This window comes from Halomicronema hongdechloris C2206 (assembly GCF_002075285.3).
Classification (GTDB): Bacteria; Cyanobacteriota; Cyanobacteriia; order Phormidesmidales; family Phormidesmidaceae; genus Halomicronema_B; species Halomicronema_B hongdechloris.
On the sequence record NZ_CP021983.2, the window covers coordinates 446,353 to 472,032 of the forward strand.

Genomic DNA, 25,680 nt, shown 5'->3' on the forward strand with positions numbered 1-25,680 from the left:
CACAGCAACAGTGATTCAGCATCGCACAATAGGGAAAGACGTCGAGGTTCTCGACCCATTGTCATTGCCGTCATTGCCAAAAAAATCCATGGCTTGGAAAAGGGTTCGTCAATTACACAGCACACTGGCTCCCATTGTCCTACTGCCTCTGCTGGTTACGGTCGCCACTGGAGTGGCCTATCGCCTAAGCAAGAGTTGGTTTGGCCTTAGCCGTGATCAGGTCCACTTCCTCATGGTGATTCACGAGGGGGAATACCTGGGGGATATTGGAGAACCGATTTATGTGCTCTTGAATGGCCTAGGCCTGCTGTGGATGCTGGTTACCGGGGCAACCATGTGGTTTCAGAGTCTGCGCCGTTCCCCTTGGTTTCGTCGCCTAATCACCCGATCGTCGGTATCGCCGGATGGCTAAGAGAAAGACTGCAGAAGGCAGAAGGGACATGCCTCGGTGAATGCTGCTGTCAGGGTTAAGGCACCTGAGGGGGCGATGGGTGAGCGCCTAATCCTAGGGTAAGGGCCAGCCGGACACCAGCCAGGACACCAGCCAGGACATAGGAGCGGGCGTCATCTCGCCGCGGAAGTCCAAAAGCTGCACCAGCAGTAGATAGCCGATGGCTAGCAGCAGAGAAATTACGCCGGTAATGATGGCGACAAGTTTGGAGCGGTTCATGGAAACTGGGAGAATCGGTATTCTTAAGATGCCATAAACCCTAGCCTGACACCTATGAATGCTGCCTCGTTTTCATCAAGCCCTGCCGATGCGCCCGCCCGCCCGGTGGTGGTGCAAACCCATGAGTTGAGTAAGGTCTATCGAGCTGGATTCTGGTTAAATCAAGCCATCACCTCCTTGCGCCGCTGCTCTCTGACGGTGTATCAGGGGGAGACCTTCGGGCTATTGGGGCCTAACGGGGCGGGTAAGACGACGTTGCTGAAGATCTTACTGGGGATGGTCCGGCCCACGTCGGGGCGAGTGCTGCTGTTGGATCATTCGGTGGATGACCGCCGCACCAAGCAACGCATTGGCTATTTGCCGGAAAATCCTTATTTCTATGACTTTCTGACCGGCTGGGAATTTTTGCAGTACACGGCGGGGGTATTCGGCCTATCGTCGTCGCTGCAGCGGCAGCGAATTCCGGCCCTGTTGGACTTGGTGGGGTTGGCCCGCAGCACGGTTAAGAAGAAGCCACTGCGGCAATATTCCAAGGGGATGTTGCAGCGCATCGGCATTGCCCAAGCCCTGATTAATGATCCTGAGGTGGTGTTTTTGGATGAACCGATGTCGGGGCTAGACCCCATGGGCCGCTACCAGGTGCGGGAGATTATCTTGTCGCTGCAGGATCAGGGTAAGACGATTTTCTTCAATAGCCATATCCTCTCGGATGTGGAGATGATTTGCGATCGCATCGCCATCCTGGACGGGGGAGAACTGGTCTGTGTCGGCGGTGTCAATGAACTGTTGGGCATTGCCAACCAATACTTCGTCAAGGGCCGCGGCGGCACCCTAGATGTCCTAGAACAATGGCTAGAGGACCTAGACTTCCAAGGAGGTTACTGGCGCGGCTATCTCAAGGGAGAGCCCTACGACTTTATGGCCAGCCTGCAGCTGATGAACGGCAAGATCGCCACCCTGCAACTGGCCCGCCCTTCCTTGGAAGAATTTTTTGTACAGCGCATCCGCCAACGTCGGAATCAGCAGGGCGATCACAGATGAGTGAGTGCTGTGATAACCTTACCGCCCATCTTTCCGTAGCAGCACACCATTAGCGACCTGATGCCCGGGGTTTCACACCATCAAACGTTTCCAACATCCTCTCAACCTATCTGCTGTGCCTACCGACGAAACTGAAGGGTGCTTGAGCAGTTTTGCCAGCACCCCAGCAAGGTAAACGTCAGACTGTCTGTCGCTTCAGCGCTACAGCTGCCAACCCACCTAGGGTTAACAATCCCAGCCCCGTAGCAGGTTCGGGGACATCGGGTGGATCATCCGTGACAGATCGGGTCTCGATGAAAACGCCGGAGTCCAGAATCGAATCGCTAGCGTCGGCGATGGCCAACTTCAGCGTATGGGTGCCGGCAGAGAGTCCCAACGCCTGAGCCGTAAAGGTATTGGTAAAGCCGTCATATTCTAGATCGACGGTGGCCGGGTTGATGTTCTGGTTGAACTGACCGCTGTTGGTGGTGCTGTTGACATTATTAATGGCGACCGGTGTAGAGGTGCCCGGAATTAGGGCAATGTTGACGCCATCCAGGAAGAAGCCGAAGACGTCATTGAATTCGCTGCCCTCAAAGTCAATATATTCTTCTGACCCAAAGACATAGTTGAAGAAGAGGTCACCGCCCTCCGATTCGAAGTCAAACTGCAGCACGGTGGCATCTTCAGTGACCGCAACCGGCAGCAGGGTATCTAAGTCAGGATCTCCGGCCAGCCCGTTGTCGGTGGAAGCGCCAGAAGCTACTTCATCAGAAGAATTTCCACTCCCAGCCACTTCCGGGGTGCTGCCGTTGCCATTGGGGCCTACCGCATCCGCCGCCAGGCCGTTGGTCAGAATAATGCCGGTATCGAAGCCTAAGCCGGAGGAGTTGCCGCCGGTAAATAACCCGGAAGCACCACTGGCGCCGGTGTAGGTGATATTAGTCACTGAAATGCCAGGGCCCAGAATCTCATTGATCAGGGCATTTGGATCATCGGTGGGGGTAATGCTGATGGCCTGGGCAGAGGGTGCGATCGCACCTGCGCCGAGAAAACTGGCTGCACCAGCGACGAATAGTGATGGGATAACCCTAGCTCGCATAAACCGTGAGGCTCCTAGTATTGCTATGAACACAACTTAGCCAGGGCCCGTATGGATTAGGTGAAGTTCCTGAGAAATCTTTATGAAGCTCCCGGTTGGAAGATGAAGCTAACATGAATACTCGCTGGCCGACATATACAACTATCACCACTCAGCCCTAGGGAGGCACCAGTCTAGCTAGCTTTCTGCCTAGGCCGATAATGAAGCTGCTGCCCGTTGGCTGTCTGGCAACTGCGGTAGCACTCTGGGCAAATTTACGATACTGCTGACGCTATATTTTTAAGGCTGCTTAACATCCCATAGAACGTAGGGATGACTTTATGGCTAGCCTGCAGCTGATGAACGGCAAGATCATCACCCTGCAACTGGCCTGCCCTTCCTTGGAAGAATTTTTTGTGCAGCGCATCCGCCAACGTCGGAATCAGCAGGGTGCTCGTTAATAGCTCACAGCTAATCGTTGCCGCCTGGGATTAAGGCGATAGCTCACACAATACCTGCTCCCTGGGATGGAGTGCGGGCCGAGCCAAGTAATCCTGCAGCCACTCACAGCCTCGGTCCAACACCTCAGCCAATGACAGGTGTTCGACTGGGAGCATTCGAACGGTGCCAGTTTGGCTGACAGCGATGATGCGATTGCCCTCAGCATCGAAACTGACAATTGCTCCGGTTCCCTGGTCATCACGAAATTCGGCGAGCTGTTGTCCTAAGCGATTCCAAAGCCTGATAGTACCATCTCCCGCGGCGGTTACTACATATCGATCGTCTGGACTAAAATTAACGCTGGTGACCCCTTCTTTATGGCCACGCAACTCCGTTAACAGGGTTCCCGTCGAGCCCCACAAACGAGTTGTACCATCATCACTAGCCGTTGCAATTGCCTTACCATCATGGCTAAACTTTATAGCCCAAATAGCATCTTGATGCCCCTGGACGTTAGCAATTAAGGTTCCCGATTTAGTCCACAGGCGCATAACCCCATCATTTCCTCCCGTCACCATTGTCTCCCCATCAGGACTAATATCACTGTCCCAGATGACGTCCTCATGTCCCTTGAGCTCAACGGTCAGATGGCTAGACAAGTCCCACAGTCTAGCCACTGGGTCAAAAGCTGTGACCAACAGAGCTTGACCATTGGGATGAAATACCGCACTACTGACCAACCTAGAGGAATCGCGTAGCATCGCAATTTCTTTGCCCTCGCGGTTCCATAGCCGCACTGTGGCATCATCCAATGAGCCATCGTCACTAACATCCATACTCCAAACCGTACTGGTATGGGCATTAACTTTATTTCTTTCCTGAATGTTGTCAAGAATCGTCTTCAGGACTACCAGAGGCTGCGTTGTGGGATAGTCTTCTAAGGGACGATTATCATCCACTAGGGCCTTTAATTCTAGTCCATTCTCCATGGCACTGAGTAACGCATCTAGGGGAGCCGTTTCAAATTTACTCAGGGCATAATTGCTTTCTCGTTCTAGATAAGTGGCTACCTTGGCCTCTTCGAGTTTTAGGTTGGCTTTCTGTAGCTTACGAGACGCTTGAATCGTCAGGATGCTAACGGCTGTAGCTACACAGAGCGTGACTCCTAGCACAATGGAACCGAAGCGAACCATGTGCTTAGCTCGTTCTCCAGCTGCGACTAACCTACCGTTTGCAGCTTCTACTTCGGCACTCTTGGTGATATAGGTTTGGTGCTGTTGGGTGGGCAGCGGAGTATGGTCTTCCTGCCAGGCTTCTGTTAACCAACGTTCTGCTTCTGCTAAATCGCCCCCTCGCAATAGATAATCATCCTGACGGTGCTTCTTCTCCCACTCCAGAGCACGAACCAATAATCGAGTATGAGCTTTGATATGGACTAAATCAGTGTTGAGGGTATTGACCAATGACTGAAAGGCTAACTTGAAGTCATGCTCCTCCTGGAAGAACAGCCAGTTGGTCCTGCTGATAGCTGGATGGACCGAAGCCATATCAAACCCTTCCTGGCGCACAATTGGCACCAGTCGCTTATTGTGCTCAATGGCATGATCAATCTCTTGCCGACATACTGTTGAGGCAATGGAATGAGGGCTGATGATAAAAATAAAGGTATCTGCAGCTTCAATTCCCGCCTGAATCTCAGCCCACCAATCAGCCGTGAGAGGAATATCTTCCCAGTCTACCCACGCATCATATTTGCTCTCGACTAGGGCTCGATTGAGAATCTGGACAAATTCCTTATCTTTGCGAGAATAGGAAATAAAAACATCAGTCATCGCTACGCATTGCCAGAGCGACTAGGACACCATTGGTTATGCAATGACGCCATTCTTTTCTTAGGAGCATATTCGCCAAACCCTAGTGAGATCTCTTGAACTCGACAGTTGTCCTAAAGATTAGCGATACACTGTAGTACGATGAATTCCAGTAATCGGGGCCTGGTTGGCAGTAGACGCTGAATAGATATACATTAGCTAGGTGCAAGAATCCGGTAAGAAATGGCTGATATTTAACTCGGAACTTGTCTGAGTCCAAATCAAAACTATGACTTACAAGTGTCAGCCTGTGCCCCTCTTAGTAAGGCGGATTAGGGCTCTTCGCGCAGTGCTTTACCCAATTGAAACTTGCCACGGGAAGCCCAGCGGTCCCAAACGATGGTTTTCAGAGACGGAGCTTTTCCTATGGCGGCGTGGAGCCTATCATCGCTGCTGTAGAGGCTTCTTTTCTGCCGTGAAGGCTTCCTTCGCCAGCTTAGGGGCTTTGTTTTCTGCGGTGGAGCTTTCCTTCGCCACCGTGGAGGCTTCGTTTCCTACTGTGAAAGCGTCTTTCGCCAGCTTGGAAGCTTTGTTTGTCACCCTGGAGGCTTCCTTCGCCGTCGTGGCAGCTTTATTTGCGATCGCAAAACTTTCCTTCACTACCGTGAAAGGTTCCTTCGCCGCCTCGGAGGCTTTGTTTGCGATCGCAGAAGCGTCTTTCACCGCCGTGAACCAATAGTCCATCAATGCGGACCTTCAGTGTCATAGACAAAATACTTGGTCAGGCAGCGCCAATGACCCCTCCGTCGACCGTGAGGCTTAGGATGGCGGGATGAACTAAGGGTCTGGCGCTGCTGAGAAAGGGTTGCGCTCCTGTTTTGAGGGCAATCCTGCGGTGAAGCTTTGCTCTGGCGGGGTTGACTAAAGGAATCGCTCTGAATAATGACGATGCATTGACAGACTCTCAGGCAGAGTGCTCTGTGTCCCTGGCGAGGCTTACTCCCTGGATTCCCGCTACGCCCTCCGGGCACGCTCCGCGAGGCGCGGGAATGACGACCATGTAGTTTTCTCAGACAGCCAATTCACCACGAAAACAAGTCTTATCATTCTTCAGGTATCTTCCCGAAAAGGATGGAAAACCCTGTGTAGAGTTGGGAGAGTGGTCTGTCCGTCCCAGCTTTCCTGACGATGCGTTTCAATCCCTGCCGAGTCCTCCTCACCAGCGTTGTCACCGCCTGGCTGGTGGCAGGGGCCAGCCTGTGCCCAGCCTCTGGTCAACCAGCACCGTCTACCCCTGAACCCTCCTCACCCACCCCCAGCCCCACCGCCAGCCCAGTGCCTACTCCTGAGGAACGCATCGAGCAGCTCTGGCAGGAGCATCAGGTGTCTCTAATCCTGGCTGCCATAGTGGTCGGCGGTTATCTGGGAGTTCTGTGGATAAAGCCCCTGTGGCTGCTAAAACTGCCCTCCACCGATATCACCGTGCCCTGGAGCGACTGGAAGCTGCCCCTGGGAATGGTGCGATCGCTTAAATATCGCGACCGGGTGCTGGATGTCTGGGTAGAACAACACTGGCAAACCGCGAAGGGGGAGTTTTTTAAGCTCTCGACCGTAGACAATCGAGCTATTCACATTCCCTTACCGGTGACCTTAGATAAAGTCAAGATTAGTGACCTAACCGGGCCGCATCTTGCTCCCACCTTTCAGCGGAAAACAGCAGTGTTGCTAATTTGCGGTGAAGGAGGCATCGGCAAAACCAGCTTGGCCTGTCAGATTGCCCAATGGGGCTTGGATAAACAACTTAGCCCTCACCGCATGATACCTGTGCTGATTGAAACCGAATTAGACGGTGAGGTGACCTTGTTGGCGGCTATTCGAGGTCAACTGAATGCCCTGACCAACCAGCCGGACCCGATTGCCCCAGACTTGCTGGAGAAGCTATTGCAGCGCCAGCGCCTGCTGGTGATTGTGGATCATCTCTCGGAAATGGGAGAGGCCACCCGCGACCAGATCAAGCCCCAACTGGCTGACTTTCCAGCCAAAGCCCTGGTCGTCACCTCGCGGCTGGAAGAGTCCCTGGGGGGTATCCGCAAGACCGTAGTCAGACCGATGCAAGTAGAGGCGAATCGGCTGTGGCCATTTATGTCGGCCTACTTGGAAGCCAAGGGCAAGCAAGATTTGTTTGAGGATGACCAATATTCTGATGGCTGCGATCGCCTCCGCCGCATGGCCAGGGAACGCAGCATCACGGTGTTGCTGGCGCGACTGTACATCGACCATATGATCCAAGAGCGGCAGGGAGCCGGAGGCATTTTGCCTGATTCGGTACCCAAGCTGATGCTGAGTTACCTAAATCAGCTCAATTTCAATCTGGCTGAAAATAGCCGGGATAATTTGGCAGTGCAGCGGGATGCCAAACTTATTGCTTGGGAATGCCTGCAGCAAACCTATCGACCGGTTTGGATTAAGAAAGTCGACGCCATCGCAGCGCTGGCCCGAGTCGAAGACAGCGCCTCTGCCCAAGACCGACTCGAGTATTTGGAGAAACGCCTCCAATTTCTACAGACGCCTGAACCCGGTGACAGCACCCGCATTATCCTGGACCCGCTAGCAGAGTACTTGGCAGCCGCCTATTGGGTAGAGCAGACCTGTCAGCAGCCCAATCCCAAAGCCGCATGGCAACGCTTCTTCGCCGACGTCGACCAAACCCTGGAAAAAACCAATGAGACCCCAGAGATCATTCGTGGGTTTCTGCTAGCGGTGCGGGATTGCTGTATCGACAATGCCAATGATGACCGCATTCCTAAGGAACTGCCGGATCAACTAGCGCGTAAAGTCGATCTTGATCCTGAGGAGCTGCGACGACAGCAAGAAACCCGCCGCATTCGCCGGTTAATTTCAGAACTGTCCGCTCCAGAACTCAAATACCGCCTTAGCGCAGCAGAAGATCTAGGGAATCGAGGAGCTGCAGCCAGAGTTGCCGAACCTAACTTAGTGGGTATGTTGGAGAATCCCAACCAAACTCTGGAAGCTAGGCAGGCCGCAGCTCAGGCGTTAGGAAAACTAGGTATTGCTGCAGCACCGCTGCTGACGTTGCTGAAGAACTCGAGTGAAGCAGCTATCCTCCGGCGCAGTGTGGCCGAAGCCCTGGGTCAAATGAAAACCGGCCAGGCTGAATTGCTGAGCATCTTAGAGGATGGCGGACAGCCCCTAATCCTGCGCCAGGGGGCAGCCCGGGCCATGAGCTTGATCGGCGCGCCCAGTGGAGAGCCGGTGCCGATGCTGCTGGTGGAATTAGGGGCCAAGCAGGTGACGACGCAGGTGAAACCCATCCAAGTCTGGCGAGAACCTCTGCCAGGGGATATCGACCTGGAGCTGGTGGCGATTCCAGGAGGCGACTTTCTCATGGGCTCGCCGCCGGATGAGGTGGGACGCGATTGGTACCCTTATGTATTTGCACAAACAGAAGGTTTGAATGTAGAAGCACAGCATTGGGTCATGATCCGACCATTTTGGATGAGCCGCTATCCGATTACCCAAGCTCAATGGCGAGCCGTTGCGGCATTACCAAAGATAAATCAAGATCTCGACCCTAACCCATCAAATTTTAAGGGTGATAACTATCCAGTAGAAGCTGTCTCCTGGTACGAAACGATGGAATTTTGCGAGCGTCTCTCTCAGTACACTGGAAAATCCTATCGCCTGCCCTCCGAAGCCGAGTGGGAATATGCCTGTCGGGCTGGCACTACCGGGCCATTTCACCTAGGGGACACCCTGTCGACTGAGTTAGCTAATTACGATGGCAGCAATACCTATGGCAACGGTATCAAGGGGGAGTACCGTCAGAAGACAACTGATGTGGGCAGCTTTGGCGTAGTCAATGCTTTTGGACTGGCTGACATGCATGGAAATGTGTGGGAATGGTGCCTGGATCACTGGCATTCAAGTTATAACGGAGCACCCACAGACAGCAGTGCTTGGGTAACCGAGGGTGATGATCGCTATCGCTTGTTGCGAGGCGGCTCTTGGCTCTACGTTCCTGATTGCTGCCGCTCAGCATTCCGCTTCCGAGATACACCGATTAACCGTAACATTGTCATCGGCTTTCGGGTGGTCTGTGTTTCCTCCTGGACCCACGCATCCTGAGCGAGTAGGTTGGGTTTGAATAGACCCTCATCGAAAGTGTTGGGTCGCGCTGCGCTTGACGCCAACCTACAGGAGATATCTCGCTCGGCGTTCCGCAACCGGAACACTTCCAACATTTTGAGAGCTTTTGGGCTACATTCACCAGGAAACGGGCTTCGACTCCGCTCAGCCCTCGGTTATTTTCAGAGCAAATCTGGGCGCGACCTATAATGGTGCTTTGGGGCTAGCCTAAGTTCTGACCGTGTATCTCCTTGATACTAACCACTGTAGTCGTATCATCAATATGAAGCCGATAAGAGCTGATTTGCCAGAATGACAGTTCCAGACCCCGTTATCCTGGGCAAGCGCAGCGCCACCCGGAATCCAGGTAGAGGTCTTCGCAATCGATAGACATTCCTTAGGCGCTGCTCCTCGGCAACTGGATTCCCGCCTCCGCGGGAATGACGGTAGTGTGTATTTTTCAGTAACCAAATCATCGTGGAAAAGAGTTCCGTCATTCCGGGCAAGCGCAGCGCGACCCGGAATCCAGATAGAGGTATCTGCAATCGATAGACATCCCTTAGTATGCCAAGGCAGAAGTAGGAAGGCAGAAGGCAAAAAGGGAGATCCTGATAAATGCAGCTTTGCCGCTCTAGTCAATCGAGGTGTTATTTCTGCCGCAGAGTACTAGATACTGCTCCTCGGTGATTGAATGCCTGCCTTGCGGCTGACCCAGTTAGCCTTTCAATCCTGAGCTCTGCTGGGCTTTAATAGGAACAACCAGCCTCCAAACCGATGCCCAAGATTTTCATCTCCTATCGACGCAGCGATAGTGAAGACGTGGCCGGACGCATCTATGACCGGCTGGTGGCCCATTTTGGTCATGACGCTATCTTCAAAGACGTCGACGACATTCCCTTCGGCGTCGACTTCCGCGACTATTTGAACACCAGCCTGGATCAGTGCCAGGTGGTGCTGGCCGTCATCGGCAAGTCTTGGCTGATGGCCACCGACGCCAGCGGTAGACGTCGCCTGGATAACCCCGCCGATTGGGTCCGCTTGGAGCTAGAAGAATCCCTGCGTCGCCCGGATGTGCTAGTGGTGCCGTTGCTGGTGAGCCGAGCCAGCTTACCCAGGGTCGATGAATTGCCTGAGAGCCTGAGAGCATTGCCCTATCGGAATGGGGCACAGGCTCGTCCAGACCCCGATTTCCATAAAGACATGAATCGGTTGATTGTCGGGCTAGAGCAGTATTTCCAGCAGAGAAATCAACCCACTGCCAACCCATCTTCGCGCCGAGACCGGCCCCCTAGGGCGGTTAATCTCCAACCGAAGCGACCGCCTGCCGTTCCCACCTTCTCCTTTGACGTGGTGACGGTTGATGCCCAGGGCAACATCACAGAGCGCCGCCAGGCAGAGGCCAATTATCACAGTGAAGACTTGGGTAATGGCATCAAGCTGGACTTGGTGCACATCCCTGGCGGCGAGTTTTTGATGGGGTCACCTGCGGGTGAGAAAGGTCGAAGTGACGACGAAGGACCTCAACATCGAGTGCAGGTTCCCGAGTTTTGGATGGGCAAGTTTCCCGTCACCCAGGCCCAATACCAGGCAGTCATGGGGGAGAACTCCAGTCGCTTTTCTGAAAACGGCAGCAATCGCCCAGTGGAGTCGGTATCCTGGCACGATGCGGTGGCTTTCTGTGAGAAACTCTCGGAGTTAACCAGCCGCGACTATCGGCTGCCGACGGAAGCGGAATGGGAATATGCCTGTCGGGCTGGCACCACCACACCATTTTACTTTGGGCCGACGATTACGACCGAGTTAGCGAATTACCGAGGAACTGACTTGACGTACGAAGGTAACACTTTTCCAGGTAATTATGGTCAAGGTCCTAAAGGTGACTTCCGACAGCAGACGACTGAAGTCGGCAGCTTTCCCGCCAATGCCTTCGGCCTCTACGACATGCACGGCAACGTCTGGGAATGGTGCCAGGATGTCTGGCACAGCAGCTATGCGGGAGCGCCCAGGGATGGCTCCGCCTGGCTAGAGGGAGGCAATCAAGACCTCCGGCTGCTGCGGGGTGGCTCTTGGGCCTTCCATCCCACGTTCTGCCGCGCTGCCTGCCGCTTCCTCCTCTTGCCAGATGGCCGCCTCGACAGCCGCGGGTTTCGGGTGGTGTGGTCTGCCGCCAGGACTTACGCGTCCTGAGCGAAGTCGTAGGCTTTGCCTGCCCGGAGGGCATAGGATAGTCCTTTTCACTCTGACCCGCTTACCCTTTACCCTGGCTATTGCTCTAAACGTTTTGTGCCCAGGTAAAGCTAACGCAAGACAATCTGACGCCGGTGAAACCAACTAATGACCTGAGCGTGCTCTAACTCTTGCAATAACCTAGTCACCGTCACTCGAGTGGTTCCAATCGTATCGGCAATGTTTTGATGGGTCAATCGTAGCTGAATTAGCTGACCTTGGCGAATAGGGCGACCAAATCTCTGAGCTAACCATTGCAAGAATAGCTCTAGCCGCTGACGAATATTGCCATGACGAATTCTAAGTAACTCTTGCATTTGATGGATATGTGACAGCATAACTTGATGTAAGTTATCGCAACCGTCAACCCTGATCAGAGTCACCTCTACAGTCGTTAAACACTCAATTTGAAACGGCTGAATACAGCTAATGGGTTGACCTAAAATATCTCCTCCCCACCAAAATCCTAAAGAGATCGTAGCACCGTCCTCAGAGATGGTGAATGTGCGTGCGGCCCCACTCCTAATTTGCCAAAGCATATTTTCACGCAGCGGAATGATCTCGCGTCGCTTAAAGCTGCGCACTGTATAGGATCCTAATGCAGGTGAATTTAGGTTGGAGATGTACATAGCAATAATAACCATCGAATAGCGAGCTGATCATTATGGCAATTTTTCACTGACTCAATAGATCCAACTGGTAGTTTCACTTTTTCTCAGTAGAATTAGCTGACCCTGATTGTACATGATCAGATTTTCCTTGCTGAGAGAAGTCAGTAAGCGCTTCACGGTAATTCGTTTGGCACCAATCGCTTCCGAAATTTCCTGGTATGTTAGACGCAGATCGATCAACCAGCCTTGCTTCACCTTGTAGCCAAACTTTTTAGCTAGCCATCGCAAAAAACACTTCAGTCTTTCCAGGACAGAGGTCGCTCGGAGAATGCAGTGTAATTCTTCTACCTGTTGTAAGTGCTTGAATACCGCTTCTAGCGACTGATCCCATAGATTAGCTGGCAAAGCGCTGACCTCTACTTCAGTTAAACACTTAACTTCGTAAGGGCATAATCGTGACAGAGGTTGGCCAACCACATCGCCTACGTGCCAATATCCCAAGATAACTGGAGTACTATCTCGATTCCAGGTCAACGTTCGAACCACTCCGCGCTCAATTCTCCACAGCACGTCCGCCCGCAGTGGAATCGTGCTATTGGCTTGAAAGTAATGTGTCTCAAGTTGAGGTAGTGATAACTTGGACAACTTTTCGACCACTATCAAACACCTCCTTTTGAACCAGATAAACTAGATACCAGAGCTATTACGATGGTCAAGCAAGAGACCAATACAATCGCCATCAAGCTGAGTAAAAGATTGAGGAAACATTGCGGATGCTCTAGAACTCTTATCCAGACCATTTCAGAGCTAGGAGTAAGTTTATTCAAGCGTCCATCATCTTCTATTGCATCTGACATGATTAAAAGCTTCTCAATGTGATTTCAATCCTTTTCCAGTTAGATTCAAATCCCTTAAAAAGCAGAAAATTGGTCTTAGATAGTTTAAGCTTCGCTGAGCTTGACACACTCCAACTCCTGATTTGAAATAGAGAGCTCTCGAAAACTATCCTTTGTCATGCGGTAGTTCGTCTTGGATAGATGAAAATTTCATGGAATCACCTGATCGTCTATCCAGCATCCTAAGTACCAGGGTAAACAGTAATACTAGAGCAACACTCGTGACTCCTATCCAAGTGAAAATGTGAGCTTCCAACATAGACGAATCATTCGGTAATAAGTTATTCAAATCGTTGGATGATATGAATGCGAACCATAGGACATTCGAAGTGCTGCTATGGGCATATGTCAACATGATATATCTCCAGTTTTTGAACAATATCTAGTACTCTGTGGCAGAAATAATACTGCTACTGACTAGAGCAGAAGGATTGCATTTATCAGGATTTCTCTTTTGCTTTTGCCATGCTCTCTTGCTTCTAACTTGTTGTATTAGGGTAATTAGAGCAGGAGCTATGAGGCTAAAAAAATGGGGTTTGGGTATTGCAAGAGCAGCAATAGAAGACAATTGTGCCTCCACCCCAGATTGATAGCAGCATGGAAAACGCAATTATTGGACTACAGGAGTAGCCATTTCCAGGTCTTTAGGAGATGGCTGGGCTGCAGCTAGCAAGAGTGCAAAATGATGGGCATTGGGAGAATGCATAGCCTGGGCCCCTAATTGGCTCGGGAATCATCAAGACTCCAAACCAGTCGATGTAAATGCGGTTGCGGGTACTGGTAATCCAGTTGCAGAAGTTATCCCACCACTGCCAGACTCGGGCAGTAGTAGAGCTAGAGCGAAGATAATAACCCATTACAGAACCTCCTATGCTTGATCTACAACCACTTGTTGACTTCGCTCTTCTCCCATGATTTTGTTCAACCGTTTCCTGGATTCCTGAGCAAAAATACCGTACTTAGGAGCGAAGACCATGGTTACAACAAACAGCAGGGTTAGTAACACCACAATGCTGCCGCCGGTGGAGACATCCAGGTGATAGCTGAGGTAGGTGCCAAACACGCAGGACAAGACGCTACTGCCCATGGCAATGCCCAACATGTGGTCGAAGCGATCGCTGAGCAGATAACCGATAGACCCCGGCGTCACCAGCATGGAGATCACCAGGATGATGCCCGCTGTTTGTAACGCCGCCACGATGGTCAGGGCCATCGTCGACAGCAGCGTGTAATACAGCACCTGGGTGTTGAGGCCGATTGCCTTGGCATGATTGGGGTCGAAGCAGAACAGCAGCAGGTCCTTGCGCCGCAGCAAAATCACTGCCAGGGTGACTGAACCGGCAATCAGGGTTTGAACGATGTCTCCCTGAGAAATGCCCAGCACGTTGCCAAACAGAATGTGAAACAGGTCGATATTGCTGGGAATGCGGGTCACCAACACCAGACCGAAGGCAAAGAAGCCGGTGAAGACGATGCCGATGACGGCGTCTTCCTTCAGGCGTGTCTTGGATTTGATGTAGCCGATGGCCACCGTGGCCCCAAAGCCAGTGGCAAAGGCCCCGATCGCAAACGGCAGGCCCAGGGCATAGGCCATCACCACCCCCGGCACCACCGCGTGGGAGATGGCATCCCCCATCAGCGACCAGCCCTTCAGGGTGATGTAGCACGAGAGCACGGCGCAGACCAGCCCCACAAAGGCACTGACCCAGATGGCCTGAATCAGAAATCCATACTGCAACGGTTCTACCAGCCAGTCCCAGAGCACAAACGCTGGACTGAAATGACTCATGACTCCACCTCCACCTTCTGGAACATCTGGTTGAGGCTGTAGACGGGAAGGCCGCCAAAGGTCATTTCCAGGTTGTCTTGGGTGAAGGTTTCCTGGGTGGTGCCAGAGGCCAGGATGGTGCGGTTGAGCAGAATGGTGCGATCGCAAAAGGTCGAAATCGAGGCCAAATCGTGGGTGGATACCAAGATGGTGTGACCTTCATCGCGCAACTGCATCAGCAGATCCACAATGCGCTTCTCGGTCTTCACATCCACCCCGGTAAAGGGTTCATCCAGCAAGATCACCTTGCCCTCCTGAGCCAGGGCCCGAGCCAGAAACGCCCGTTTCTTTTGGCCGCCCGACAGTTCTCCGATTTGATGGTGGCGAAACTCGCTCATGCCGACGCGTTCCAGGCTTTCCATCACCAGCCGGCGATCCCTTGGCCCCGGAATGCGCATCAGGTTCATGTAGCCATAGCGCCCCATCATCACCACATCAAACACGCTGACGGGGAAGTTCCAGTCCACGGCATCAGACTGGGGCACATAGGCCATCCACTGTTGCTTTTGGGCCTTTTGCACTGGCATCCCACCGATGTGGATGCGCCCCTGGCTGGGCTGCAAAAACCCCATAATTGCATTGAACAGCGTGGACTTACCGCCCCCATTAGGACCAACCAGGCCGGTAATGGTGCCAGATTCGACGGTGCAGTGAGCACTGTAAAGGGCGAGTTTGGCGTTGCTGTAGACAACGCTGAGGTTGTCGACCGTGATATCGAGACGGGGAAGAGTTGTCTGCATAGTGCAAGGGAATAGTGGGTCAGGTTTGAATTGTGTAAGTCCTTCGGACTGGCTCCGCCTACGCGCAGCGTCTCCGGAGGAGAAATTTTGAGTGTTGAATGTTGAATTGTGAGTTTTGAATTTTGAACTGTGAATTGTGAATTGCCTACTGGGTATTGGCCCCTGCCAGCAGACCGTTGGCAATAATGCGGGCATCGTATTCCAGCAGGTCGAGGAAGGTCGGCACCGGGCCGTCTTCGGTCGAGAGAGAGTCGACGTAGAGGTTGCCGCCGAAGCGCGCCCCCGTGGTTTGTGCCACCTGTTTCTGACCTTCGTCGCTGACGGTGGTTTCGCAGAAAATCGTGGGCACGTCGTTGGATTTCACCTGCTCAATCACCGTTTGAACTTGCTTCGGCGTGAACTGCTGCTCGGAGTTGATCGGCCACATGTAGATTTCCTGCAGGTCATAGTCGCGAGCCAGGTAGGAAAACGCCCCCTCACAGCTCACCAGGTAGCGCTGCTGTTCAGGCACCTGCTCCAGGTCGGCTTGGAGTTCCTTATCGATGGCGTTCAACTGTTCGCTGTAAGCTGCCGCGTTGGCGTTGTACGTATCCGCGTTGTCTGGATCGAGTTCCACAAAAGCCTTGCGGATGTTCTCGACATACACCAGGGCATTTTGCGGCGACATCCAAGCGTGAGGATTGGGCTTATCGGCATAGGGTCCCTCTGCGATCGGAATGGGCTCAATGTCTTCGGTCAGCAGGGCTGAGGGCACATCCTCCACATTGCCGAGGAATTGCTCAAACCAGCGCTCCAGCCCCATACCGTTGTAGAGAATCAAATCGGCATCCTGAGCTTTGGTAATGTCGCTAGGAGTGGGCTCGTAGCCGTGAATCTCGGCACCAATGCGCGTGATAGACTCCACGTTGAGCTTGTCACCGGCTACGTTCTGAGCCATGTCTGCCAGGACGGTAAAGGTGGTCAGGACCTTTTTCTTGCCATCAGTCTCTGGGGTAGTAGAGGCATCCGCTGTCATATCGGCAGTCTCACTACCACCGGGGGCATTGGCGGGAGAGGTCACCTCTGAGGTCGTACAGCCGGTCAGCCAGACGCTCAGCATCAGACCAGAGGCCAAGACGCCCCCCTTGCCGGGAAAAGATAATGCCATAGATACGCAAATCCTTTTTCATAGTTGTTTCACTTTTCATATTTATCTCATAATGGCAGCATGATCTACCCTTTTATCTTTTTTTATGGTTTAGGAAGCCAACGGCGCCCTTAGTGGCTTGCCCCCCGACTGTTAGACTCTCGATAGCCGGCGGTTGCGCTTGCTGCAGAATTGGTCGGCTGTACCCTGTAATTGGGCTGTCCCCCTGATGCGCGTCAGTGATACCCCGCCTACAACCTGTCAATCCTTAGTGTTCCTGTAGTTGTGGTCTCCCCTTTCGGAAATGTTGACTATCTGGTTATCAACGGTGCCATTGGCATTGGCATTGCCGCCGATGCCGTGATCGCCACGATTGGCCGGTTTCGCCGGTTTGAAAAAATTTGGGATGCCCTGACTTGGGCCGCTGCCATCGGCATGACCCACACAGTCTTTCCGATGATTGGGCTGATTGGGCTCTGGTATGCGGCCAGCTCCTTTCCCTCCCTGAAAGCCGGGATCTATGGGGCCGGGTTTTTGATCATGGTCTGGTTTATTGCGGAGATGATCCGCGAGATTGCCGGTTTTGAGGATGATGGCGAGGAAGATGAGGCGGAGGAAGAACAAGACGCTCTCTATCAGTTCCTGTCTCAGCACTCTAGGTTTTGGGCCGCCGTTTGGGCGGTTTCCCTCGATGCACTCGTGACTGGCCCCGGCAAAACTGCTGCCACTGCCCAGTGGACTCAGGCCCAAGTGCTGGGAAGCTTTCCGTTGGTGGGCGTTGTCGTGTTTGGCCTGGTCATGCTCAGCGCCTGGCCTGCGATCGCACTGCGCCGCCATTGGCAAGCAAATCGATTCGACAACCCCCAGGGGTTGGCCTGGTTTACCGTGATTGGCTCCTGGATAGAACTCAGTATTTTCCTATACTTCGCCTATTTAGCTGTCTCAGAGATGTTGATAGCCCTGGGGGTGCAGCCGGCTGTCAGTGAGTTTCTGATCGCGGCAGGATTTAGCTTGATCACCATCGTTGTCTTGCTGCTAACCCTGTGGCAACGGGTTTGGGGCACCCAATTGCATGAGGCGGAGGAATTGCTCAGACAATAACGCGGTCGTAGCTGCCTCAGCAGTTGCTTTAGGAGACTATATTGCCCGCCTTGACGTTTGAGGTGTCTTGAGTTGAGTAAATTTGCTGACATGTTGTGCCCCAATCATGTTACGGTAACGTGATGGCATCGGTTCTAGTGGGGAGCAGCCACTAGAGGAAACGGGGAAAGTGCAGTGAGAATCTGCCGCTGTCCCGCAGCTGTAATGGAGAAAGTGTTGAGTGTTGAGTGAAAGCCAATTCAAAACTCAAAACTCAAAGTTTCTCCTGAGTCAGAATGCCCGCCGATGGTAACGCTGTTCTGATTCGTCTGCGAGGTACGGATGAATTTATATCGTGTAGCCTCCGAAATAGTTGAGGCTGGTCGTTCTTGGCAACCCATTGCTCTGGCCGCGAGTGTAATAATTACGGGCCTTCTCTTCAGGGTACTCCCGGTTTTCGCTCATCATCCCTTCGGCGGGGAAACCCCCGATACGGCTCTGACAGCGTTTCTGTCAGGCCTAGGACATCCTGTTATCGGGTTGGATCACCTAGCTTTTGTGATTGCGACAGGCTTGGTGGCGGTGGTGATGGGCCGCGGGTTGCTTGTTCCCATTGCCGTTGTCATCGCCTCGATGGTGGGGACGGGCATTCATCTGATCAGCCTGGATCTGCCGGTGCCGGAACTGGTGATCTCGGCATCGGTGCTAGTGTTTGGCAGTTTGCTAGCGATGAAAACCCTGCCAAGCAACGGGATTGTGGTAACACTGGCTGCGCTTGCCGGTATTTTCCATGGCCATGCCTACGGTGAGGCCATCTTTGGGGCTGAAATGGGGCCGCTTGTGGCCTATCTGCTGGGATTTGCCGTGATTCAACTGGCGATTGCCGTGGTGGCCTTTTGGCTCGGCGGCGCTCTGTTGCAGCCAGCCACTGAGTCCTCGGGGATGGCACTTAGGTTCGCTGGGTTTGTCATTTGCGGCGTCGGCGGGACGTTTCTAGCGACCCTGATTGTCGATACGCTGCTGCCAGCGTAGGAGGCCGGGGCCATCTGTGGGCTCCAGTGCCTGTGAATGCTTGGTGTGCCATGGCGACCTGGTGGCGGCCAGTCTAAGCAGAAATTGGCATAGATGGCGACTGCCGTCGTCATCGAATTGGTGCTGCATCAACGCCTGCTACTGCCGGTTTCCTCTCCTGGCAGCTAGATCCTTCGTCGCTGGCATGGTGGTTGTTCATTGTTCCTGCGGCAGCTGGTCTGGGTCGGTGCGATCGCGCCAGCTTTCTCTATCTACGCAATCTGCCCATTCAGCCACCACGCGGCCACGAGATTGTCTGCCAGGGCTGGCAGGAGTTTCACCTCGACCCCGCCGATTTTGCCAATACCCAGTTATTTCAAGTCAATTTCCCCCCTTCAGTTTAAATTTTGGAGAGCCCCCTCATGAAACACACGTGGATGCCCCTGCTGACCGTCGCGGCAACGGGCTTGGTGTTGCCACCCGCCTTCGCGGATGCCCTGTCTTCGATGCCGGTTTCCAGCGATGAACCATCGGCAGCCTCGGGCGATCGCGCGATCGCCCCTGCCCACTCCAGCGACGCTGGGGACGGCATCTCTGGGGACGCCACTCCCGTGTCCACGGACGCGGCCGATCTACAATCGGTGCCCCAATCTCCCTCGGCGGACAGACCCCGGGACGACCAATTGTCCCTGACGCCAGTCAGGGATACAGGTCCGACGGCTGGGACGATTGCCCAGACAGAGGAAGACGAAGCGGACGCTGAAGAGGCTCCGGCGGCACTGCGAATCAACGTGACCGAGCGCATTCTCAATCAGCCCGTGTATACTCCCTTTCGGCGGCAGGGGACGGTGCAGGAAGCCAGTCGGCCCGTGTATGTGATCAACCGGGAGCAAATCGAAGCCCAGGGGGCGCGCACGGTGGATGAAGCCTTGCGCTATTTGCCGGGGATCTTGAGTGAGGGCACCACTGGGGGGCGGTTAGGCAGCCTGAGTGGGCAATTCATCCGAGGCAGCTCTTCGTCTCAAACGCTGATTCTGTTGGACGGTCGTCCTATTAATGAAATCGGGGCCACTGGGGCATTCGATCTGTCTAATTTCACGACCGATGCGGTGGAGCGCATCGAGGTGCTGCCGGGGGGAGGCTCGGTGCTGTACGGCTCTAATGCCATTGGCGGCGTGATCAATATCATCACCCGCCGTCCCTTGCAGGCAGCGGGGCTGGAGACAGCGGCCCAGGCGAGCGTGGGCCGCTTTGGGTTTAACGATCAGGTGATCCAGTTGCGCGGGACGGCAGAGCAAGGCAGCTGGCGGGTGGGCTATAACCGCACGGCCGCGGAGAATGACTTTCCCTTTAGCCTCACGACAACTGACGTTGAGGACACCCGCAGTAATGCTGACGTCCTGTATAACAACGTCAATGTCAGTCTGGTGGGCGACCTTGATGCGCGCAGTCAACTGCGATTTGGCTTGCTCTATCTCAGTAAAGACCTGGGCATACCGGGGGGGGTGCCTGTCCCCGGCAGCATTTCCGGCGGCTTCAATGCCTTAACCGAAGATGATCGCCAATACAGCGAAAACTGGCTGATGGATATCACCTTCGAGTCGGCATTGGGCCAGGGGGATGATTCCCGGTTGACGGCTCGCGTCTATGCCGATTTGGTCGATTTGACCTTCACCGATGCCGTGGCAGACACCCCGTTTGAATTGCCGTCCCAGAGCGTGACGGAGCAGACGTCGCTGGGGGGACAACTGCAGCATGCCTGGCAGTTCACCAGTCACCAGAACCTGACTTACGGCGTGGATTACCGCAATGTGCAGGCCCAGCGAACGACGCTGAATCTGACCACTGACCAGCGCACGGAAGACTACAGCGATACCATCACGCAAGTGGGGCTGTTTGCCCGCTACCAGGTCGATTTCACCCCCCGCATCACTGCCAACCTGGGCATTCGGCAAGATTTCAATGACCTGGCCGCTGGCTCGTTTACCTCCTTCAACTTGGGGACGCGGGTGGCCGTGACAGAGACCACCTCCTTGCGGGCCAATTTTGCCCGCAATTTCCGGGTGCCGACGCTGGCAGACCTGTTCTTCGAGCCGTTCAACAATCCCGATCTGAGTCCGGAGTCGGGGCTGAGTGCGGATGTGGGCATCGACCAGGAATTGGGCGATCGCGGGCTGCTGCGCGTCACGGTTTATTGGAGCGATATTGAGGACGCCATCAGCTTTGACCTGGCCACCTTCACGCCGCAAAACATCGGGCGGGTGCGATCCATCGGCATTGAGAGTGAACTGAACTATCAACTGTTTAAGAATGTGTTTGCCTTTGCCAACTACACCTGGAATGACCCAGAGATTCTGGCAGGCCCCAACCCCGATAATGATGGCAATGCCGTGCCCTTTACCCATGCCGATAGCTGGAATCTGGGGGTCGCCTACGAGTCCGCGCAGGGGCTGTATGCGGCGCTGTTTCTCCACTCTATCAGCGACGTGTTCGTGGATCGGGGCAATCAAGAGTCCCTCGATGGTCGCACCACGGTGGACGTTAAGCTGCGAGTCCCCCTGGGCGAGTCCTTCTCCGTCAATGCCAGTGTCAACAATCTCTTTGACACCCAATTTGAAGAGTTTCCGGGCTTCCAGGGGTGGGCCGCAATGTTCAGGTGGGACTGCGAAGCACGTTTTAACGGCAGCCCCCGATCGTGGGTGAGCAGCGGATGCCCCCTCATCTCTAGCGAATCCGGGGCGCGCCCATCCCACCTGTTGGTAGACCTGACGAGGACGCACAAGATGGTGAACTGCTGGGAAACCGTCATCCAACCCCCTCCGGGGCCACTGAGGCGCACCGTGCTCTTGGGGGCACTGGTGGTGGGCTTGCTGGGGGGGTGTCAGGATGCCTCCGGCCCAACCGCCGCAGAGCGATCGCCCGCTGAGGCCACTGATTCGGAGTGTGTGCAGGCCTATGACCCTGATCGCGATTATTTCCCCGACAAGGTTGACCTGGAGTATGCCAGGGGGTTTTCGGTGACCTACCATGGCCACTACAAGGTGGTGACGGTGACCCATCCCTGGAAAAACGCAGACACCCAGTTTCAGTACCTGCTGGTGCAGTGTGGCACGCCGCCGCCGGCTGGCTTTGAGCAGGCCCAGGTGGTCGACATTCCGGTGAACCGGGTGGTGGCCCTCTCGACCACGCACCTGCCCCATTTTGACCGGTTGCATGAAGTCGAGGCGCTGATTGGGGTAGGCCAATTTCAGCAGGTGAATACGCCCAGCGTGCGCCGCCAGATTGACCAGGGCCAGCTGCAGGAATTCAACTCGGGCAATGTCTTGAACTGGGAGCGGCTGGTGGAGGCGGCCCCCGACCTGGTGATGGCCTTCGCCACCGGGGAAGGGGACCGCGATCGCTATCCCGCTTGATGGGGGGTGGGGATTCCGGTGGCGATCGTGGCGGAATACCTGGAGCCGTCGCCTCTGGGTCAGGCGGAATGGCTGAAATTCACGGCCCTGTTCTTCAATCAAGAAGCCCAGGCCGAGGCGGAATTTGCGGCGATCGCGACGGAGTACGAGGCGCTGACGCGACTGACTGCCTCGATTCAGGCGCGACCGACGGTGTTGACTGGCTTCAGCTATGACGGCACCTGGTATGTGCCGGGGGGTCAGAGCTATGTCGCCCAGCTCCTGGAAGATGCCGGGGCCGACTACCTCTGGGCCGAGGTAGAGCAGACCGGTAGTGTGCCCCTGGACTTTGAGGCGGTGTGTATGACCGGGCAGCCGAAGCCGATGTCTGGATCAATGTCAGTCCGAGTGGCAGAGTCGCCAGGATGCGATCGCAACTGACCCCCGCTATGGCCAGTTTGCCGCCTGGAAAACCCATCAGATCTACAACAATACGGCCCGCGTCAATGCCCACGGCAGCAACGACTACTGGGAAAGCGGCATCGTCAATCCCGATCAGGTGCTGGCCGACCTGATTAAGCTCTTTCATCCGCAGCTGTTGCCCGACCACGAGCTGGTGTATTACCAACCCTTACAGCCATGACTGGCCCCATCACCCTGGCCCAGATCACCGACACCCACCTGCTGCCCAGCCCCAGGCAGAACTGCGGGGCTGCACTCCCTGGCGCACCCTGCAAGCGGTCCTGACCCCACTGGCGACCATCGTCCCGATGCCGTTCTTGTTGACCGGCGATCTGGCTGATCAGGGGGGATGCTGCCGCCTACAGGCAATTGCGCTCAGGCTGCAGGCCCTGCAGGTTCCGGTCCTACTGGCTACCCGGCAACCACGATCATCTGCCCACCTTGCAAACGGGTGTTTCGGGCACCGGGGTTCTCCGGTCTCCAATCCATTGATCTGGGCACCTGGCGGCTGCTGTTGCTAATTCGGTGCTGCCCCAGGCCCGCTTTGGGGAAGGGTATCTGGGGGCCGATCAGCTGCACGGGCTGCAGGCCGAACTGAGCCGCCATCGAGAACAGCCCACCCTGATTGCCCTGCCATCACCATCCCGTGCCCACCGGCATCGACTGGCTGGATCAGATGCCCGTGCTCAACGCCACCGATTTCCTCGCCATCGTAGACACCTTTCCCCAGGTGCGTTTGGTGCTGTTTGGTCACATCCATCAGGCGTTCGCCCACCACCGTTTGGCCCAGCCCGGGCAGCCAACGGTGGCCTTCTACGGCTGTCCTTCCACCTGTTTACAGGTCACCCCTGCGATCGCAACTCCCCACTGTCATCTGCCCGGATTTCGCCTGCTGTCCTTGTTGGCTGATGGTAGCCACCGCACTCAGGTGCAGCGAGTACACTCGGTTCCTATTCCCCCATGATTGACACTCCTTCTGTTGCCCCCACCCAGGTCGTGAAATCCCGCTCTGCTGCTGCTAAACCTTTCCCGCCAACTGGCCGTTGGCGATGCTGGGGTGCCTTCGTCAGCCTGGGGGGACTGGTGTTGGCGAGCTTCCTGGCCAGCTTGACTTTGGGATCGGTCTCCATTCCGCTGACGGACATCCTCACCATTCTGCTGGGGGGAGAGCCGACACGAGACACCTGGCAGAACATCGTGCTGCAATTTCGCCTGCCCCGAGCGATCGCGGCCAGCCTGTCGGGCGCGGCACTGGCCATCAGTGGGCTGCAACTGCAGGCCCTCTTCCGCAATCCCCTGGCTGGCCCGTCGGTGTTGGGCATCAACGCTGGAGCCAGTCTGGGAGTGGCATTGGTGGTGCTCACCGGCAACATGGCCGGATTCGCCTGGATGACCGGCCTCTCCCAGTTTAGTGTGGTTGTGGCGGCCAGCCTGGGAGCGGCCATCACCATGGCAGTGGTCTTGGGGATGGCTCACCGGGTCCGCAGTTCCCTGGCCCTGCTGATTTTTGGCCTCATGTTTGGCTACACCACCAACGCGCTGGTGAGCATCCTGCTGCACTTCAGCCAGTTGGACCAAACCCTGGCTTACCTGAACTGGACCTTCGGCAGCTTCGGGGGGGTCACCTGGGCCCAGATTCCCATCCTGCTCCCGCCCATCGTCGCGGGACTAGTCCTGGCCCAGCTTCTGTGTCAACGGCTCAACCTGCTGCTGCTGGGGGAAGAACAGGCCCGCGGTCTAGGGCTCTCCATTCACTGGATTCGCGGTTATTTGATCGTCAGTGCCTCCCTGCTGGCGGGCACCGTCACCGCCTTCTGTGGCCCCATTGCCTTTCTGGGGGTGGCGGTGCCCCACCTGGCCCGCAGCCTGCTGGGCACGCTGGATCATCGCCGCTTAGTCCCCGCCGCCGCCTTACTCGGGACCCTCCTGGCCTTGATGGCCGATCTGATCGCCCAACTCCCCAGTAGCCAGACGATTCTGCCCCTCAACGCCGTGACAGCCCTGCTCGGTGGCCCCGTCGTGATCTGGCTGATGCTGAAGCGATATCGGCTATTTTATTAACTCCGGTCAACCCTGTTAAAAGCCGCAGTTGGAGGACCTGGCATGACTACCCTGTCGGCAAGTCGGCCTTAGCCCCTTCCAGGAGGCTAGTGACCTTGTCATGGATAGCCATCGCTTGTAAACACAGCTGCCTCCGCTAGAATGGCGGTACGTTCTGAGGTCATGACCCATGGCGGAAACTCCCTCTTCTCAAAGCTTCAGCATCAGCAACAGCCAGGTTTCTCAACGGGCAGCGATTGCGGGGCAGGTCGGCGGTGACGTGATCCAGTCTTTAAACGACCAGAGCGGTGAGGTGGCCCCGTCAGCTGAGCAGGTGGTCGAGCTGATTACCCAGATGCAGCAGCTGATCCAAACCGCCGCCCTGCCGGACGAGCAGAAGCAAAAAGCCCTGCGGCACCTAGATGCCACCAAGGACGAGGTCCAGGCCCAGGAGCCCGATAAGGGGTTTGCCGTCAAGAATTTTCAGCGAGCCACTAAAGTCTTACAAGAGGCCGGAGCCACCGTCGAAGCCTCCCAATCCCTGTGGCAGCAGCTGCAAGGATTGACCTCTACCCTGGCCCCTTGGTTCGGCGTCGCCGCCAACACCTTGTTGTTGCTTTAAATTGTCTACATCTCCTGGCAGTACTCTCGCTGCCATCAGGGCCACTATCTACCCGCAACCATGAGCGATAAACCCTCCCGCCAGTATGAGATTGCCACTCCTTGTATCTGAGAGCCAGGTGGGGGGCAGTCGGGGGTGACCTACTGCATAAATCAAGGCTCCGGCAACATCTTCAAAGATGTCATCGTCAACGTTTTCCAAGCAGAAGCCAGTGGCGTCGGTCCCGGCTTGCTGCGACAGCTGTACCGCAATCGTCAGGCCCTGCTGCGCAAGTAGAACACTACTGGTCGCGCGGGGTGTTTGAGACCTCCCTGCGGCAACAGCCCTTACTGCATCCGCCCCTGGAACTGCGACCCGATCTGGTACTGGCTCCTTGGAGTGCTGTAGATCAGGCCCAAGATCAGCAGCGCCAGCTTCCTGCCGGCGGGCACCCAGTTATTTGAGCTGTTCGCAGCAGCTAGGGGAAGCCGGTCGTTG

General features: G+C 55.2%; 23 protein-coding genes, 1 pseudogene and 1 riboswitch. Of the genes and pseudogenes, 14 read left to right on the forward strand and 10 right to left on the reverse strand.

Annotation, left to right across the window (positions count from 1 at the left end):
* Positions 1–88: 88 nt before the first annotated feature.
* Positions 89–412: a peptidase gene (locus XM38_RS02145; protein WP_080812588.1), complete on the forward strand. Its 324-nt coding sequence runs from the start codon at positions 89–91 to the stop codon at positions 410–412.
* 93 nt (positions 413–505) lie between these two features.
* On the opposite strand, the gene XM38_RS02150 is transcribed toward XM38_RS02145, so the two are convergent.
* A complete protein-coding gene (locus tag XM38_RS02150) occupies positions 506–670 on the reverse strand; it encodes a hypothetical protein (protein ID WP_080812590.1) in 165 nt (54 codons plus the stop codon).
* A 54-nt stretch (positions 671–724) separates the two neighbouring features.
* Here XM38_RS02150 and XM38_RS02155 point away from each other — a divergent pair, with 54 nt between their 5' ends.
* Positions 725–1,711 (forward strand): ABC transporter ATP-binding protein, encoded by a 987-nt coding sequence (locus tag XM38_RS02155; protein WP_088428941.1) that lies wholly within the window; start codon positions 725–727, stop codon positions 1,709–1,711.
* A 178-nt stretch (positions 1,712–1,889) separates the two neighbouring features.
* On the opposite strand, the gene XM38_RS02160 is transcribed toward XM38_RS02155, so the two are convergent.
* The 3 genes from XM38_RS02160 to XM38_RS25655 form a co-directional block, all read right to left on the reverse strand.
* Positions 1,890–2,792, reverse strand: coding sequence for a choice-of-anchor L family PEP-CTERM protein (locus tag XM38_RS02160; protein ID WP_080812594.1), 903 nt, complete (start codon positions 2,790–2,792; stop codon positions 1,890–1,892).
* Positions 2,793–3,262: 470 nt separating this feature from the next.
* Complete coding sequence (locus tag XM38_RS02165; protein WP_080812595.1) at positions 3,263–5,044, reverse strand: toll/interleukin-1 receptor domain-containing protein; 1,782 nt, start codon at positions 5,042–5,044, stop codon at positions 3,263–3,265.
* Positions 5,045–5,467: 423 nt separating this feature from the next.
* The gene (locus XM38_RS25655; protein WP_080812597.1) at positions 5,468–5,767 is read right to left on the reverse strand and encodes a hypothetical protein; all 300 of its coding nucleotides are present in this window, start codon (positions 5,765–5,767) and stop codon (positions 5,468–5,470) included.
* 444 nt (positions 5,768–6,211) lie between these two features.
* Between XM38_RS25655 and XM38_RS26690 the strand changes: the two genes are divergently transcribed.
* Together XM38_RS26690 and XM38_RS27400 are read left to right on the forward strand one after the other, a co-directional pair.
* The gene (locus XM38_RS26690; RefSeq protein WP_225889156.1) at positions 6,212–9,169 is read left to right on the forward strand and encodes an SUMF1/EgtB/PvdO family nonheme iron enzyme; all 2,958 of its coding nucleotides are present in this window, start codon (positions 6,212–6,214) and stop codon (positions 9,167–9,169) included.
* A 774-nt stretch (positions 9,170–9,943) separates the two neighbouring features.
* On the forward strand, positions 9,944–11,356 hold the full coding sequence (locus XM38_RS27400; RefSeq protein WP_088428943.1) for an SUMF1/EgtB/PvdO family nonheme iron enzyme: 1,413 nt from the start codon (positions 9,944–9,946) through the stop codon (positions 11,354–11,356).
* Positions 11,357–11,466: 110 nt separating this feature from the next.
* Here XM38_RS27400 and XM38_RS25660 read toward each other — a convergent pair whose 3' ends face one another.
* From XM38_RS25660 to XM38_RS02210, 6 genes and pseudogenes are all read right to left on the reverse strand, one after another.
* A complete protein-coding gene (locus XM38_RS25660) occupies positions 11,467–11,712 on the reverse strand; it encodes a helix-turn-helix domain-containing protein (RefSeq protein ID WP_187329235.1) in 246 nt (81 codons plus the stop codon).
* 366 nt (positions 11,713–12,078) lie between these two features.
* The gene (locus tag XM38_RS02190) at positions 12,079–12,552 is read right to left on the reverse strand and encodes a Crp/Fnr family transcriptional regulator (RefSeq protein WP_187329236.1); all 474 of its coding nucleotides are present in this window, start codon (positions 12,550–12,552) and stop codon (positions 12,079–12,081) included.
* 1,078 nt (positions 12,553–13,630) lie between these two features.
* Positions 13,631–13,759, reverse strand: a pseudogene (locus XM38_RS28580) (Photosystem Q(B) protein 1); the annotation flags it as partial.
* 11 nt (positions 13,760–13,770) lie between these two features.
* Complete coding sequence (locus tag XM38_RS02200) at positions 13,771–14,691, reverse strand: metal ABC transporter permease (protein WP_088428945.1); 921 nt, start codon at positions 14,689–14,691, stop codon at positions 13,771–13,773.
* Positions 14,688–15,470 (reverse strand): metal ABC transporter ATP-binding protein, encoded by a 783-nt coding sequence (locus tag XM38_RS02205; RefSeq protein ID WP_080812606.1) that lies wholly within the window; start codon positions 15,468–15,470, stop codon positions 14,688–14,690. Before XM38_RS02205 ends, XM38_RS02200 begins: the two co-directional genes overlap by 4 nt.
* Positions 15,471–15,615: 145 nt before the next feature.
* Positions 15,616–16,617: a metal ABC transporter substrate-binding protein gene (locus XM38_RS02210; protein ID WP_080812608.1), complete on the reverse strand. Its 1,002-nt coding sequence runs from the start codon at positions 16,615–16,617 to the stop codon at positions 15,616–15,618.
* Positions 16,618–16,881: 264 nt separating this feature from the next.
* On the opposite strand from XM38_RS02210, the gene XM38_RS02215 reads away from it, so the two are divergent.
* The 10 genes from XM38_RS02215 to XM38_RS25670 all read left to right on the forward strand — a co-directional run bounded on the left by XM38_RS02215 (position 16,882) and on the right by XM38_RS25670 (position 25,646).
* On the forward strand, positions 16,882–17,697 hold the full coding sequence (locus XM38_RS02215) for a hypothetical protein (protein WP_080812610.1): 816 nt from the start codon (positions 16,882–16,884) through the stop codon (positions 17,695–17,697).
* 112 nt (positions 17,698–17,809) lie between these two features.
* A riboswitch (cobalamin riboswitch) is annotated at positions 17,810–17,998 on the forward strand.
* A gap of 20 nt (positions 17,999–18,018) precedes the next feature.
* Positions 18,019–18,708 (forward strand): HupE/UreJ family protein, encoded by a 690-nt coding sequence (locus tag XM38_RS02220; RefSeq protein ID WP_088428947.1) that lies wholly within the window; start codon positions 18,019–18,021, stop codon positions 18,706–18,708.
* A 191-nt stretch (positions 18,709–18,899) separates the two neighbouring features.
* On the forward strand, positions 18,900–19,091 hold the full coding sequence (locus XM38_RS02225) for a hypothetical protein (protein WP_080812614.1): 192 nt from the start codon (positions 18,900–18,902) through the stop codon (positions 19,089–19,091).
* Between the two features lie 18 nt (positions 19,092–19,109).
* Positions 19,110–22,100, forward strand: coding sequence for a TonB-dependent receptor domain-containing protein (locus tag XM38_RS02230; RefSeq protein WP_088428949.1), 2,991 nt, complete (start codon positions 19,110–19,112; stop codon positions 22,098–22,100).
* Positions 22,101–22,106: 6 nt separating this feature from the next.
* Positions 22,107–22,520 carry an ABC transporter substrate-binding protein gene (locus tag XM38_RS02235; RefSeq protein WP_088428951.1) on the forward strand — a complete coding sequence of 138 codons (414 nt, stop codon included), beginning with the start codon at positions 22,107–22,109 and terminating at the stop codon, positions 22,518–22,520.
* A gap of 646 nt (positions 22,521–23,166) precedes the next feature.
* On the forward strand, positions 23,167–23,505 hold the full coding sequence (locus XM38_RS26710) for a metallophosphoesterase family protein (RefSeq protein ID WP_225889157.1): 339 nt from the start codon (positions 23,167–23,169) through the stop codon (positions 23,503–23,505).
* The gene (locus XM38_RS02245; RefSeq protein ID WP_088428953.1) at positions 23,502–24,602 is read left to right on the forward strand and encodes an iron ABC transporter permease; all 1,101 of its coding nucleotides are present in this window, start codon (positions 23,502–23,504) and stop codon (positions 24,600–24,602) included. The genes XM38_RS26710 and XM38_RS02245 overlap by 4 nt, the downstream gene beginning before the upstream one ends.
* Positions 24,603–24,771: 169 nt before the next feature.
* On the forward strand, positions 24,772–25,203 hold the full coding sequence (locus XM38_RS02250) for a hypothetical protein (RefSeq protein WP_080814403.1): 432 nt from the start codon (positions 24,772–24,774) through the stop codon (positions 25,201–25,203).
* A 135-nt stretch (positions 25,204–25,338) separates the two neighbouring features.
* On the forward strand, positions 25,339–25,479 hold the full coding sequence (locus XM38_RS25665; RefSeq protein ID WP_187329237.1) for a hypothetical protein: 141 nt from the start codon (positions 25,339–25,341) through the stop codon (positions 25,477–25,479).
* A 20-nt stretch (positions 25,480–25,499) separates the two neighbouring features.
* Positions 25,500–25,646, forward strand: coding sequence for a hypothetical protein (locus tag XM38_RS25670; protein WP_187329238.1), 147 nt, complete (start codon positions 25,500–25,502; stop codon positions 25,644–25,646).
* Positions 25,647–25,680: the final 34 nt, after the last annotated feature.

Bases quoted from the DNA above. Each gene is read 5' to 3' on its own strand.
- XM38_RS02145 (WP_080812588.1), top strand. From the start codon at position 89: ATGGCTTGGAAAAGGGTTCGTCAATTACACAGCACACTGGCTCCCATT.
- XM38_RS02150 (WP_080812590.1), bottom strand. From the start codon at position 670: ATGAACCGCTCCAAACTTGTCGCCATCATTACCGGCGTAATTTCTCTG.
- XM38_RS02155 (WP_088428941.1), top strand. From the start codon at position 725: ATGAATGCTGCCTCGTTTTCATCAAGCCCTGCCGATGCGCCCGCCCGC.
- XM38_RS02160 (WP_080812594.1), bottom strand. From the start codon at position 2,792: ATGCGAGCTAGGGTTATCCCATCACTATTCGTCGCTGGTGCAGCCAGT.
- XM38_RS02165 (WP_080812595.1), bottom strand. From the start codon at position 5,044: ATGACTGATGTTTTTATTTCCTATTCTCGCAAAGATAAGGAATTTGTC.
- XM38_RS25655 (WP_080812597.1), bottom strand. From the start codon at position 5,767: ATGGACTATTGGTTCACGGCGGTGAAAGACGCTTCTGCGATCGCAAAC.
- XM38_RS26690 (WP_225889156.1), top strand. From the start codon at position 6,212: ATGCGTTTCAATCCCTGCCGAGTCCTCCTCACCAGCGTTGTCACCGCC.
- XM38_RS27400 (WP_088428943.1), top strand. From the start codon at position 9,944: ATGCCCAAGATTTTCATCTCCTATCGACGCAGCGATAGTGAAGACGTG.
- XM38_RS25660 (WP_187329235.1), bottom strand. From the start codon at position 11,712: ATGCAAGAGTTACTTAGAATTCGTCATGGCAATATTCGTCAGCGGCTA.
- XM38_RS02200 (WP_088428945.1), bottom strand. From the start codon at position 14,691: ATGAGTCATTTCAGTCCAGCGTTTGTGCTCTGGGACTGGCTGGTAGAA.
- XM38_RS02205 (WP_080812606.1), bottom strand. From the start codon at position 15,470: ATGCAGACAACTCTTCCCCGTCTCGATATCACGGTCGACAACCTCAGC.
- XM38_RS02210 (WP_080812608.1), bottom strand. From the start codon at position 16,617: ATGGCATTATCTTTTCCCGGCAAGGGGGGCGTCTTGGCCTCTGGTCTG.
- XM38_RS02220 (WP_088428947.1), top strand. From the start codon at position 18,019: ATGAATTTATATCGTGTAGCCTCCGAAATAGTTGAGGCTGGTCGTTCT.
- XM38_RS02230 (WP_088428949.1), top strand. From the start codon at position 19,110: ATGAAACACACGTGGATGCCCCTGCTGACCGTCGCGGCAACGGGCTTG.
- XM38_RS02245 (WP_088428953.1), top strand. From the start codon at position 23,502: ATGATTGACACTCCTTCTGTTGCCCCCACCCAGGTCGTGAAATCCCGC.
- XM38_RS02250 (WP_080814403.1), top strand. From the start codon at position 24,772: ATGGCGGAAACTCCCTCTTCTCAAAGCTTCAGCATCAGCAACAGCCAG.